The sequence below is a fragment of the Armatimonadota bacterium genome, from assembly GCA_018268395.1.
Lineage (GTDB): Bacteria > Armatimonadota > Fimbriimonadia > Fimbriimonadales > Fimbriimonadaceae > JAEURO01.
The window spans coordinates 873,510-885,594 of record JAFDWQ010000001.1 but is presented as its reverse complement, the minus strand read 5'-3'; the positions used below and the strand labels follow the sequence as shown (position 1 = coordinate 885,594).

Sequence of the window (12,085 nt, the reverse complement as noted above, 5' to 3'; positions counted from 1 at the left end):
GAAGGGTCAGGCCGTCCTAGCCCTTGTTCTGATGCACGATCAAGCGCGGGGCACCTGTCAGTTTCCGCATTCGAAAGACCGTGTACGGGTAGGTGACCATCGTCATGTTCAGGCTGTCCTTGGGCGGGGGCGAGACGTAAAGCTCGACTGTCCACGATTCAGAGGAAGCGCTCTTCGTAACCTTCAGGTCTTTGACCTGGTAACCGCCTGTCGGGCGTGAACCCGCTTGCGCAAAGACCACTTGGTCCACCTTCCAGTCCAAGGCACCCAAGGGACCGTGGAGCTTGCGCCACTCCTGGTCCTGCTCGGACGTGAGACCGAGCTTCTCCCGCAACCGCTTCCATTCGGCCTCCGACCGCGCGACCACGAGGTCTTTGTCCATCGAAGCGCCTGGTGCGGCTTGAGTCACGACGGTGGTCTTCATGAAGTGTCCGAACATACGGACGTTACCGTGCTGTTGCGGGCCGAGCAAAGCTGCGGCGATCAAAGTCGTCATCGTCCATCCCTCCAATCCCATCGACGCCGTGCAGGTTCCGAACGTAGCCTCAAGGTGTCCCGCTTCTTGCCGTCCAGGATCACGACGTCGTAGTCGTCAGGTCCATAGGGCGTTCGGAACGCGACGTACGGGCTGAAGATGCCGGCGACGTCCTGCGAGAGGCCTTCGGGGCGTGTGGCGTCGACGACGACCTCCCAAAGACCGCCTCCAAGGGAACGGACGGACCGGACGACGGGCCGTACTCCCGCGGTACCGGCGTTGCCCAGGTTGACGGCGATCACTTGCTCCCGACAAATGTCCGGTTGGACGAGCGACGTGAAGACCGGCCCGCCGGCGCCGAACTGAGCGCTGAAGTACTCGTCCCAGTCGCGTTTGCACCGTAGGACGTCGACGCGCGCATCGAGGAGCCGACCGTCGGTCGTCCCGGCGATCGTTTCGAACGGAATGCACCCGTCCGCTGAAAAATGAAGGCTCTGCGCGGACGAAAGGGCCGCACACCACAGCGCGAGTAAGGCGAATACCGGTTTCACTGCAAGTCGGACGAATATTCCCTGGTCGGGTTTTCCTGGACCGGTCCTGACGGCGAACAGACGGGATTGGTGCCGGGGGCGGGACTCGAACCCGCACGACCTTGTGGGCCAGCGGTTTTTGAGACCGCCGCGTCTACCATTCCGCCACCCCGGCAAGGAGTTCGATGATACCGGGGCCGAAGCGTGGCGCGAGGCCCTATCCCGTTTCCGAGGGGTAGCCGAGATACGGCCAGGCGTCGACCGCCGGCCAATCGATCTCATCGAGGTCGCTTTCGTCGAGCACCACGGTTCTCGCTTCCATGGCGTCGACTTCGTCGACGGTTCCGATCCTGGTGCCGTCGCTCAGAGCTGTCGCTGCCCCTGCCGCCACTGCGGACCGTAGCGCATCCCTTTCATGGAGCCCTTTACCGAGGGCCGTTAAATACGCGCCGAGGAAAGAGTCACCGCTCCCGATCGAACTCTTGGCTTGGATCTGGGGCGGGACCCCGAGCCACAGGCCTCGGGGGGTCACGAGCACGGCACCGTGCTCACCGAGCGACAGGGCGACCGAGGCGTCGGCGTTTCTCTGCTTCATCAACGCGGCAAGCTCGACCGCACCGTCCCGGGCCTCTTGGAGAGAGCCGAGCGTTCGGCCGAGAAGCCTCTCGGCTTCGTCCAGGTTCGGTTTGATGAGGCCGGGGCCACAATGAAGGCCCTCCTTCATCGCGTCTCCGTCCGCGTCGAGCAAGACCCTCGCGCCGCATTGGTGCGCCAAGTCACCCAGGATCCGGTACGCGTCAAGAGGGGCTCCAGGCGGAAGGGACCCGCCCATAGCGATCCAAGCGTGACGGTCGCAGTGGTGCGAGACGATCGTTAGCAGTTGCTCCCACTCGAGTCCGTCCACACGGGGGCCCGGGGCGCTGAAGACCGTCGGCGGCCCGTCTCCGGATTCGACGGAGACGTTCGTCCTCGTTTCTTCGGCGACCTCGACGAAGTCGTGACCGGCCCCCGCCTGCTCCAGCGAGTGGACGACCATGCGACCGGTCCCGCACCCGATGAAACCGGTCGCGACGGTGCGCGCCCCGAGTTGGGCGGCCATGCGCGAGAGGTTGACGCCTTTGCCCCCCGCGTCGGTCTCGGTCCGGGCGACTTTGTTCGAGTCGTGAAGCCGGACTCCGGCCGTGAACAACGTCTTGTCCACGCACGGGTTCAATGTCACGCTCAGGATCATCGCGTGTTGACTTTGACCCTTGCCCGCCGGGCTCTCCGGGACCCTGAAAGGTATCCTGGCCGCTCCCCCGGAGACCAAGATGCGTGTACTCATCGCAGACGACGATCCCATCATCCGCCTGGACCTCCGGCAAATGCTGGAGACCTTAGGCTACGAAGTCGTGGCGGAAGCCGAGGACGGTCGGAGTGCGGTCGAACTCGCGGGGACGCACCGTCCCGACGTTTGCGTGATGGACGTCAAGATGCCTCACATGGACGGCATCGAGGCCGCGGAGGAACTGGCCGGGCAAGCCATCGCCCCGTGCGTGCTCTTGACCGCCTACTCCGACAAGGACCTGATCGATCGGGCCAAAGACGCGGGCGTCTTCGGTTACCTGACGAAACCGTTCAAGCCGAGCGACCTCTCACCGGCGATCGAAGTCGCGCGGAGCCGGTTCGAGCAGAACCGCCAATTGATGAGCGAGGTGTCGAATCTGACCGAGCGCCTCGAGTCTCGCAAGCTGGTGGAAAAGGCGAAGGGCGTCCTCATGGAGCGGGAAGGCGTCAGCGAGGCCGAAGCGTACCGACGGATCCAGCAGCAGTCCATGAACCAGCGTATGTCGATGAGGGAGGTCGCTGAGGCGATCATCATCGCTCAAGGAGTCTGACGTCGGCGCCTTTCGACGCCGACGCTACGCTGATTCGAGTTCCGCCACGGATGGCGGCGCTTCCTTTTGACCGGCCCGTTCTGGGACGACGACTCGCACCAGATAGACAAGGACCACGGCCGCTCCGAAGGCGACCACGACGGCGGGGCCCGTAGGCCAGTCGTAGCGGAACGACATCCAGAGTCCAGCGACCGACCCCAAGAGGGCCAGAGGGACGGCGACCATCGCCGCCGTCGTCATCTTGGACAGCCAAAAGAAGGCGATCACGGGCGGCATGACGAGCCACGTAAAGACGACGAGCACCCCGGCGATCTTGACCGACGACGCGACGACGAACGCCAACAGCCCGTAGAACGCAAAGTCGCAGAGCGTCCTCCAGAGGCCTTTAGGGGCGTTTTCAGAACGGAGGGTCACAGCCGTGGTCCAGCGCCATAGGGCGAGCATCGCGACCAAGATCGTGCCATAGGCCACCGCCGTCGCAGAGACGTCCTGCTGTTGGACCAGAAGGATGCTCCCGCTCAAGATGTCCTTGAGTTCTTCGAGTCCGTGCGGCGATTGTTCGAGCACGACGATCCCCATCGCGGAGGCCAGAACGAAGATGATCCCGATGACCGCCTCGTGGGGCACGCGTCCAAGCTTGTGCCGTGAGAGCGAAATGAGCAAGGCCGCCCCCAAAGCGAACGACAGGGACGACCAATAGGCGGTGGGCGAGTGGACGTCGTGTCCGCCCGCCACCGCAAAGGCCATTCCGAGTGCGGCCGTCTGGGCCACGGCAAGGTCGATAAAGATGACGCCGCGCCGGACGATGTGCAGCCCGAACAGGCAGTGCACGGGCGACATCACGAGCGCGGCCAAGACCGGCCACTGCATCAGGGCCCAGAAGTCCGCCATGGCCCTATCTCACCGCCGCCGTCAGTCTGTCGACGATCACATCGAAGAGCGAGACGTAGTCGCGGGCAGCGGAATCATGACCTACGTTCTGCGGCACCGTCACGACCTTCGCACCCGTCCGAGCCGCGACGAGCTGCGCGTGCTTCGCCGAATAGAACGACTCTTGCAAGATGACCTTGACCCCGTTCGCCGAGACGGCCTTGATGACTTCGGCGAGATGGCCCGGCGTCGGGTCGAGGCCCGGTTTCGGTTCGAGTTCGTCGACGACCTTCAGTCCGAAACGGTTGGCGAAGTAGCTGAACGAACGGTGGTACGTGACGATCTGCTTTCCATAGAGAGGGGCCATCTTTCCGGCCCACCCGCCGAGTACGGAGCCCGCGTTCGACCGGAGGGTGCCCGATTTCTGCCAGTCCCAAAGTTTGCCTGCTCCGTATTTGGACATGGCTTGGCCACCGAACATGGCGATATCGATCCGCTCAGCAAACGCCTGGGCATTGGTCTTGTACTGTCCGGCGTGGGCCGGGTCGAGTTCGCCCAACTTTCCAGCGAGGCGAAAGGCGATCGTCCTGCCGTTCCACGGGTCGAGCCAGATGTGGGGGTTCCCGTAAGGATGGATGTCGCCCATGGCCCGCGAGACGGCGCCCGTCGGTTTTTCGAGGACCGGAACCCACGACGAGGCGTAGACGTGTCCGCTCGAACCGACCTGGACTTTTCGGTTCCGACTTCCGTCCAGGATGGCCTGCTCGTACCCGACTTCGAGCTCGAGCCCGATCGCAAGGAAGAGGTCGGCGCCACCGACGCGGCTCATATAGCTGGGTTTCGCTTCGATCCGGTGAGGGTCCCGTGCTCCGACCAGGATCGAGGACACGGAGACGTTGGCCCCGCCGACGGCGGAAGCGATGGACGCAAGGTCCGGTGTCGTCGTGACGATCTTCACGACGGCGAACGACGAGGCCGCGCATGAGGCGGCGAATGCGGTCAAGAGTGTGCGTTTCATGATCAATACTTGTGGGCGGGATGGGCGCCGATGATCCATTGGAACTGGAGGTTCAGGCGGTTGCGGGCCGGTTCGAAGTTGCTGTCAAGGTGTTGGAACTCGGCACGCCAATGGTGGAACTCGGTGACTTTCAGCGTCGCACCCAGGCTCCAACCTTTGTGCAGGTCGGACGTTCCAGGGATTTCGCTGTAGTCGTATTTGGCGTAGGCGAAGAGCCGCGGCCGGACCTCGTACGTGACGGCCGCGAAGCCGCCGAACTTACGATCGGACAGACCGCCCTGCTTGCCCCAATAGCCTTCGGCCTCGAAGACCATCGAGCGACCGGGCGTCCCCGGCTGCCACTTGTACGTGAACTCGGCGGCGACAAGGTCGGACCGTGACCCCACTGTCGGTGACGGGCCGTTCGCGTAGCTGACCCCGAACTGGGCCGACGAGTCCGCACTGAAGTCGAAGAACGTGCGATAGGCGCCGACCACGACCGGAGCCCCCGCGTTGCCGCCGGCAAAGATGCCCTTGTCGTGGGAGTCCATGGCTTCAAGGGTGAACTCATGGAACTTCTCGCCTGGAAGCAGGTAACTGAGCGACCCTCCCCCGGCGCGAAGGCCCTCTTCCCCCAGAAAGTCCTCGACCATGAGGGGGTAGTCGAGCCAGTTGAGCTGGTCGGCGTGGTTGCGCTGAACGCGACCGATCGCGGCTGCGATCTTCCCGAACTTCGCCGAGAGGCCGGGTGCCAGGTTGTTGTAACGCCCGAAGGCCTCCTCGACGTCCGATACGGTCTCGCCGTCCTCGTCCGCGAAAGCGACATAGGCCTCCGCTTTGAGGAAGGGGTCGACGTCGGCCGCGAAGCCGAGTTCGGCTTCCTTGAGGAACGCCCGCTTGCGCGAGGACTTGTCGTTGTCGACGGCGTTCCACCGGAAGTCGGTGACAAGGGAGATTTGGGGATTGAACGCGTTCTTGTTCTGTTGACCCGCTGCGGTCCCTTCCGCGGGCGGTGCGTCTTGGGCCACGGACGTGGTCGGAGTGTCGAGGGGCTCGACCTGCGATAACGGGGCAGAGGCGAGCGGCGCCGTCGCAAGTGCGGCGGCGATGGTCTTTCCGATAAAGATGGTCATCTTTGGCTTGTCGTGTCGCCGAAGGGTCGGCGGTACCTGCGCCTGGGCGCGACGCGCTCGGGCGCGACGACGAGAAGCCTATGACGCCGGTGGGCCGCGCGGCGGGCCGAGAAGCCGTACGACGTCGCTCGGGCGGACGCTCGGAGGATCGGGGATCTCAAGCGTTCTTTCGAGGTCGATGAACGGAGCAAGACCGTCGTCGGCGATCGTGAAGACGGCCGACGCGTCCGGAACCGGTAGGCCGAAGTCCGCCGTTTGAGGAACAGCGTCGGTCCCCTTGTCCCAGCGAGGAGGCTCGCTTTGGCCGCGCGCCGATTCGTAACGCTTCAGCGCACCGGCGGGATCCTTCTTGCGCGGTTCGACAGGGGCCGCGCATTGGAGACAATGTTCGTGCTGTCCGACATGGTGGGCGGCCTCGACGCTGAACGAGCCGAAGCCGACGGCCAAAACGGCCAAGACCAACCGCTGAAGGAAACGGACCACGGGTCTCCAACCGACTATACCAAGTGCTTGAAGCGAAGAGTGTCCGTTCGTGGTTTCCTTAGAACCCCCATAAGCGCGGAGTGACGAACTCGAGGACGTTTCCAGCGGGATCGTCGAAGTAGACCGACCGGGCCCCGTTCTCCCACTGCACCTCTTTCGTGACGGGGACGCCCGCATCGGCCAACCGGACTTTCCACTCATCGATCTCGTCGTCCGTCGCCTCGAAGGCCATGTGACCCCGGCCCGTGGTGCCGTGAGGCGGGACGATCGCGTCCGGTACGACCGTGACGCTGGCCTTGAAAACGATCAGCATGCCGTCGTCGCACTTGAGGAACAGCCCTCGTTCCCGTTCCTCGAAAGCCGGCCTCAAGCCGAGCAGGCCGACATAGAAGGCGTAGGCGGCCTCCAGATCCTCGGCATAAAGGCAGGTTTCGACGACTCTCACAGTCGGATCTCCATGACGCTTTGGGCGGCTGCCGCCACCGTCCGGGCGGCATAGCCCGCTTCATCGATCGTCGAGCCGCGACCGAATGTGAACCGCAGGCCTTCGCGGGCCTCCCGCTCGTCGTAACCGCATGCGAGCAGAACATGGCTCGCCTCGAGACTTCCGCTGCTGCACGCCGCGCCGCTGCTTGCGGAAATCCCGGCCCGGTCGAGTTTGATGAGAAGCGTTTCGGCGCCCACGCTGGGAAAGCGGCAGTGGAAGTGGCCGGGCAAGGCGTCGTCCTGGAACGTTCGGACCGTTGGGACGGCCCCCGCCCCGATAAGGTCGAGCGCGAAAGCGTCCCTCGCCCTTCTCTTGACGGCGTCCGAATCCGAGGATCGACGGCACACGTCGACCGCGGCGGCGAAACCGACGATCGCGGCCACATCCTCCGTGCCCGCACGGAGGTCCCTCTCCTGTCCGCCGCCGACCATGACCGGGCTGAGCGCCGTCCCTGCTTTCACGTACAGTGCGCCCGCCCCTTTCGGGCCATAGACCTTGTGACCGCTGACGGACACCATATCGACGCCCAGATCGTCCACGGTGGCCGGAGTGGGGAAGGTCTGCACCGCGTCGCAATGGAAGAGCGCCCCGTGGGCCCGGGCGAGAGCGCTGAGGGACGGAACGTCGTTGAGGGTGCCCAACTCGTTGTTAGCGTGCATCACGCTGACGAGCAGGACGTCGTCGCCCAAAAGTCGGGCGAGCGCCTCGGGCCGGACGCGACCGATGCGGTCGACCGGGACCAACTCCGTCCGAAAGCCGAGCCGCGCGAGAAGGGGCCTCGCGTGCAGCACGCAATGGTGTTCTGCGGCACCGATAAGGATGCGCTTTCTGCCCGGATCTTCCGAGGCGAGCGCCGTGCCGATCACGGCCAGGTTGGCGGCTTCTGTCCCGCACGACGTGAAGACGACTTCGCCGAACAGGCATCCGAACGCTGTGGCCACCGCCTCTCGCGCTTGATCGATGGCTTGACGCGCGGCCCGTCCCTCGGCGTGGAGCGAAGACGGGTTGGCTGTGGGAGACAGCCACGGCTCCATCGCCGCTCGGGCTTCCGGAGCGAGCGGCGTCGTGGCCGCGTGGTCGAGGTAGATCCTCATGACCCGAGGACCGTAAAGCCGACGATGAGGAGGAACGAATTGTGCAGCCCGTGCATCACCATCGCGGGCAGGAGCGACCGCGTCCAACCTGTCAAAACCGCCGCCATCGCGCCGACCAAAGCGAGCGGGACCCAGAGCAACACGCCCTGGGGATGGATGGCCGCGAACAAGAACCCGCACAACGCGATCGAAGGCACGGGTTTCAAGTACGCGAGGAGTCCCTTAAAGAGGTATCCCCGGAACGCCGTCTCCTCGACGATGGGGGCCATGACGCCGACCATGACGAAGAGGCAAGCGACCGTGACCGGGTTCAAATCTTTCCCGACCATCTCGGAAACCGGATGGTGGGGTGCGGGCATGTTCGGGAACAGGCGGGTCCCGATCAGTGCCGTCAGGAACACGATCGGAATGTTCGCCGCGAACGCCATGGCCCCCATCAATGCCAGGGCCGGCTTCCGGTCCGACCGCCCGAAGACCTCGCGGACCGTGTCGCCCTTGCCGAGGAACGGCTGGGAACTCAAGAACCCGACAAGGCCGATCAGGGCGAGATATGCGATGACGCTCGAGACTCCCGTGACAAGCCGTCCTTGAAGAGCGATCGGAACGAATGACATGACCGCCAAGAAGCAAACGATGAAGACGACGGTCCGACCCGCCATACGGTCGCCCGTGCTCTTGTCCGGCCGTTCGATCGGGCCGATCATCCCAGCTTTCTTGAAAGCTTTGATGAGCACCGGCGACAGGGCAAGGACGAGCAGTCCGAGGAAGGCCACTCCGATCATGAGAAGGCCGCCGAGCCCTGCCTTCATGACATCGACGTCGTCGACCGCCCGTACCGTCCGGCCCGTGGCTTCGGACTTGGCATGGGACAGGACGACCTTGCCGACGAAACCCTCGGGTGGGTTCTTTTCGAGGGTGGCCAGGGCGTCCTCTCCGAGAGGGACGTCGCGGTAGAGTCGTGCGATCGCGGCCTCTTCGGGCTTTCCCTTCTCCAAAAGCTCGAGCGCGGCCGGATCCGGTTCAAGGCCGAGTTCGCGGCCGATCGCGAGATCATAAGTGGCGGCCAACGTATCGGTCTTGGCGAAGGGCGAGACCTTGTCCTTGACTTCCTTCAATTCGCGGGACGAAGGCGCCTTGAGCGCGTCGGACGACGCTCGGGTCGAGAGCAGCGAGCCGGCTTGGCGGGAGACGAGGGCGATCCGGAAGGTGCTGTCGGCGGAGGCATCGTCGAATCCGTGGGCGGCAGGTTCGGGCGAAACGAGGAAACGCATGCCGATCAACAGCGTGAAAAGCGCTAAGAGGAACCCCCAGACCCACGTGGCGCGAGGTTTCTCTGGCACGACCGGTGGCGCCAGGAGCGGTCCGGCACCCTGCAATGTGATCGGCTCGTGGCCCGTCTCGTCAGACATGTGCGGTTTCCATTATCCAGTCCGTGAAGACGCCGAGAGGGTCGCTTCGATTCTCACGGCTTTTGCCGGGTCACGTGCAGGAAGGGAAACCGTAGCCGTCGTCCCGGGGATGTCAGGTGTGGCGAGGAAGGGCGTTACGCCGTCGACTTGACCGGCCCGCCGATACGACGAGCGTACGCTCCATGTCACAGGGCGTCTGTTCGCCAGCCCTTTCAGCACGGTCGTGCCGCTCGGCAAACGCAACCTCACGAGCCAGTCCTTCGGGCGGAGCGAACGGGCGAGCCCGCCCTTCGCCGGAGCGACGGTCACGATAAGAGTGCGGCCCTTTCGCGTCAGGGTCACGACGGTCTTGGCGTACGCCCGGTCCTTATAGCCGACCGAGTCCCCGTCGTCTTCGTAAAGCGTCCGGGTCGTCGTTCCGTCTTGGGCAGGGACGGTGACGTCGGCCGTGATCTTTCGGTAGAACGCGTTCTCGAAACCGCGGTCCGTGTCCGTCAGGAACACGATCGCCCCGTCCCGGACGAACATCGGCGTCTCTGCCAAGGGCACGTCTTGCGTCAGGGACCGAGGCCCGGTCTGCCGCACACCGGTCCACAAGTCGGTCCACGTTCCCGGCGGGATCCAGACGCGCTTGCGCGCCACGCTCCGTCGGAGCGAGGGAGGGATCCAGACGAACGCGGCCTTGGCCGGACCTTTACGGTGGACCACCGTCATCTCGATGTCGTACGTCTTGCCCTTCTCCAGCGCGAGCGTCTTGGTCAGCGCGCTGCCGTCTTGTCCCGAGGCCGTCGCCACGACGAGCCGCCCGTCGACATAGAGCCGCGAGCCGTCGTCGGCCACCGTCCCGATCACGTACTCGCCCCCTTCTCGCAAGGGGCCGATCCGCCCGACCCATCGGGCAGAAAAGCCGTCCGCCTGCACTCCGGGCGCAGGCGGTTTCAGTCCCCATTCGAAGTCGACGGCCGGGTCGCGGCGGGTCGCTTGGGGTGCGGCGTCGGTGTCGACGCCGGACACGAAAGCCGCTTCCAGTCCGGGCTTGCCGTCGCGTCCGGTCAAGACCTCTCGCGGCACTGGCCGGGGGTCGCCGTCCTTGGGCTTGTCCACCGGCGCGACAAGGATATCGTCGCCAAAGAGATATTGGTGGCTGAATCCGGAGTCCTCGTCGGACACTCCGGAGAGGTCGCACAAGCGCAACACGGGCGTTCCGTCGTCGTGCGCGCGGCGGGCAGCGGAATAGATCGTCGGCATCAGGGCGTAACGGAGCCGGACGTACCGTCGGACGATGTCCTCCGCGTCGTTCCCAAAGTCCCACGGATGGCGGGTTTCGCCGGAACTGCAATGGAGCCGCATGATCGGTGAAAGCGCCCCGAACTGCACGAAGCGGACGTAGAGCTCCGTCGACGGTCGCCCCCGGTGCCCGCCCAAGTCGTCGCTGACGAACGGGAGGAGGCTTGTCGATCCGGAATTCACCGCGTTCGCGATCGCGTCTTGAAGCGCCTTCCACTCCGCCCGCGTGTCGCCCGTCCAAAAGATCGGATAACGGTGGAAACCGGGATGGGGCAACGCTTGCATGCGGCCGTTGTCGATCCCGTCGACGTTGGACATGACGAGCGGCCTTTTCGTGGGACGGAAGCGCTGGGTCACGTCGTGGAACAGTCGCTGGCCCCAGACTTCGGGCGCGAGTCCCGATACGGGCGACTGGAGCCTCACGATCCAGTTGCGGTCGTACCACCAGGCGTCCGCCCCCTTCTCCAAGAGCGAGGTCAGTCCGTTCCAGCGGGCCTGAAGCTCCTCGCCGCTCAGGGCCGTCGGCCCGATCGGAGCTGGATGGTCGTTCAGCATGACCCGGACTCCCCGGTCATGGGCGTCCTGGAAGAACCGCGCGATGTCGGGGAACAAGCGCGTCTCGACCTCATATCCGGTCGAGCCTCCTTTTCGCCAGTCCGTGTCCAGAACGAACAGGCTCAGCGGCATTCCTGACGTGCGGAAACGGTCGATCACGTCGAGAGCTTCTTGCTGTCTATAGGGATGGTAACGGCTGTCGATGAGCCCGAAGGCACTGAGCGGGGGCAGTTCGATAGGACCCGTCAACCGCAGATAGTCCTTGACCAGCGCCTCGCGAGAAGGACGGTCGGCCAGGAAGACGTAGATGTCTTTCGTCGTGCTGCCAGACGTGTCCCACCCGCTCTGCGAGGCGTCGCCGAGTCGGACGTTCGGCGGGACGGGGGTCGCGCCCCATGTCGGCGGCACGATGCGCGGTGAATCGGCGACGGCCTCGCTCAACCAGGAGACCGTCATCGGTGCGAACGAGACCGGCCCGACCACGGCATAGCCGTCCCGAAACGCGAGGTCGCCCTTTCGGGTCTTGATCGTCACGTCGCCGGCTTTCTGAGCGGCGCTCGCGACAGTGATGTTGTGCCCGCCGATTTCCAACCGAGCATGGTTGGTCGCTTTGAAGATCCGGTACGACTTCGGCCCGGGCCAGTCCCGGTTCTGCACGAGAAAAGTCGGGCGGTCTTCGAACCCCTTCGGCCCTCGTTCCTCGATCCGCACGAGGCGGTCGGACAGCACCTGCACGCGCACGTTTCCCGACACGTACTGCGCCGGCCCTTCTCCCCGGGCGGAAACGCACAAGGCACCGATCAGCGCGGGGAGTCCGGCTTTCATCGTCAAGATTCTATCGTGGCGGGGTCCCGAGACCTTCGCCGAGCCGGTCGGGACGCCGCCTTA

General features: G+C 64.8%; 12 protein-coding genes and 1 tRNA gene. 1 reads left to right on the top strand and 12 read right to left on the bottom strand.

Features of this window, described 5'->3' with window-relative positions:
- Positions 1 to 16: 16 nt before the first annotated feature.
- The 4 genes from JST30_04045 to JST30_04030 form a co-directional block, all read right to left on the bottom strand.
- Entirely contained in the window at positions 17 to 496 is a 480-nt protein-coding gene (locus JST30_04045; protein ID MBS1713488.1) for a protease complex subunit PrcB family protein, read from the bottom strand.
- Entirely contained in the window at positions 493 to 1,026 is a 534-nt protein-coding gene (locus tag JST30_04040) for a hypothetical protein (protein ID MBS1713487.1), read from the bottom strand. Before JST30_04040 ends, JST30_04045 begins: the two co-directional genes overlap by 4 nt.
- A gap of 67 nt (positions 1,027 to 1,093) precedes the next feature.
- Positions 1,094 to 1,180 (bottom strand) — tRNA-Leu (locus JST30_04035).
- 42 nt (positions 1,181 to 1,222) lie between these two features.
- Positions 1,223 to 2,236 carry a 1-phosphofructokinase family hexose kinase gene (locus JST30_04030; GenBank protein ID MBS1713486.1) on the bottom strand — a complete coding sequence of 338 codons (1,014 nt, stop codon included), beginning with the start codon at positions 2,234 to 2,236 and terminating at the stop codon, positions 1,223 to 1,225.
- 79 nt (positions 2,237 to 2,315) lie between these two features.
- On the opposite strand from JST30_04030, the gene JST30_04025 reads away from it, so the two are divergent.
- On the top strand, positions 2,316 to 2,882 hold the full coding sequence (locus JST30_04025) for a response regulator (GenBank protein ID MBS1713485.1): 567 nt from the start codon (positions 2,316 to 2,318) through the stop codon (positions 2,880 to 2,882).
- Between the two features lie 24 nt (positions 2,883 to 2,906).
- Here JST30_04025 and JST30_04020 read toward each other — a convergent pair whose 3' ends face one another.
- From JST30_04020 to JST30_03985, 8 genes are all read right to left on the bottom strand, one after another.
- Entirely contained in the window at positions 2,907 to 3,773 is an 867-nt protein-coding gene (locus JST30_04020; GenBank protein MBS1713484.1) for a metal ABC transporter permease, read from the bottom strand.
- 4 nt (positions 3,774 to 3,777) lie between these two features.
- Positions 3,778 to 4,770, bottom strand: coding sequence for a zinc ABC transporter substrate-binding protein (locus tag JST30_04015; GenBank protein MBS1713483.1), 993 nt, complete (start codon positions 4,768 to 4,770; stop codon positions 3,778 to 3,780).
- A 2-nt stretch (positions 4,771 to 4,772) separates the two neighbouring features.
- Complete coding sequence (locus tag JST30_04010) at positions 4,773 to 5,882, bottom strand: hypothetical protein (protein ID MBS1713482.1); 1,110 nt, start codon at positions 5,880 to 5,882, stop codon at positions 4,773 to 4,775.
- 78 nt (positions 5,883 to 5,960) lie between these two features.
- Positions 5,961 to 6,365, bottom strand: a complete 405-nt coding sequence (locus JST30_04005) for a hypothetical protein (protein MBS1713481.1) — start codon at positions 6,363 to 6,365, stop codon at positions 5,961 to 5,963.
- A gap of 58 nt (positions 6,366 to 6,423) precedes the next feature.
- Positions 6,424 to 6,810, bottom strand: a complete 387-nt coding sequence (locus tag JST30_04000; GenBank protein MBS1713480.1) for a VOC family protein — start codon at positions 6,808 to 6,810, stop codon at positions 6,424 to 6,426.
- A complete protein-coding gene (locus tag JST30_03995) occupies positions 6,807 to 7,946 on the bottom strand; it encodes a cysteine desulfurase (protein MBS1713479.1) in 1,140 nt (379 codons plus the stop codon). Before JST30_03995 ends, JST30_04000 begins: the two co-directional genes overlap by 4 nt.
- Positions 7,943 to 9,355 (bottom strand): CPBP family intramembrane metalloprotease, encoded by a 1,413-nt coding sequence (locus JST30_03990; GenBank protein MBS1713478.1) that lies wholly within the window; start codon positions 9,353 to 9,355, stop codon positions 7,943 to 7,945. The genes JST30_03995 and JST30_03990 overlap by 4 nt, the downstream gene beginning before the upstream one ends.
- 12 nt (positions 9,356 to 9,367) lie before the next feature.
- Positions 9,368 to 12,022 carry a DUF5110 domain-containing protein gene (locus tag JST30_03985; protein MBS1713477.1) on the bottom strand — a complete coding sequence of 885 codons (2,655 nt, stop codon included), beginning with the start codon at positions 12,020 to 12,022 and terminating at the stop codon, positions 9,368 to 9,370.
- Positions 12,023 to 12,085 lie beyond the last annotated feature (63 nt).

Bases quoted from the DNA above. Each gene is read 5' to 3' on its own strand.
- JST30_04045 (MBS1713488.1), bottom strand. From the start codon at position 496: ATGACGACTTTGATCGCCGCAGCTTTGCTCGGCCCGCAACAGCACGGT.
- JST30_04030 (MBS1713486.1), bottom strand. From the start codon at position 2,236: ATGATCCTGAGCGTGACATTGAACCCGTGCGTGGACAAGACGTTGTTC.
- JST30_04025 (MBS1713485.1), top strand. From the start codon at position 2,316: ATGCGTGTACTCATCGCAGACGACGATCCCATCATCCGCCTGGACCTC.
- JST30_04020 (MBS1713484.1), bottom strand. From the start codon at position 3,773: ATGGCGGACTTCTGGGCCCTGATGCAGTGGCCGGTCTTGGCCGCGCTC.
- JST30_04015 (MBS1713483.1), bottom strand. From the start codon at position 4,770: ATGAAACGCACACTCTTGACCGCATTCGCCGCCTCATGCGCGGCCTCG.
- JST30_04010 (MBS1713482.1), bottom strand. From the start codon at position 5,882: ATGACCATCTTTATCGGAAAGACCATCGCCGCCGCACTTGCGACGGCG.
- JST30_03995 (MBS1713479.1), bottom strand. From the start codon at position 7,946: ATGAGGATCTACCTCGACCACGCGGCCACGACGCCGCTCGCTCCGGAA.
- JST30_03990 (MBS1713478.1), bottom strand. From the start codon at position 9,355: ATGTCTGACGAGACGGGCCACGAGCCGATCACATTGCAGGGTGCCGGA.
- JST30_03985 (MBS1713477.1), bottom strand. From the start codon at position 12,022: ATGAAAGCCGGACTCCCCGCGCTGATCGGTGCCTTGTGCGTTTCCGCC.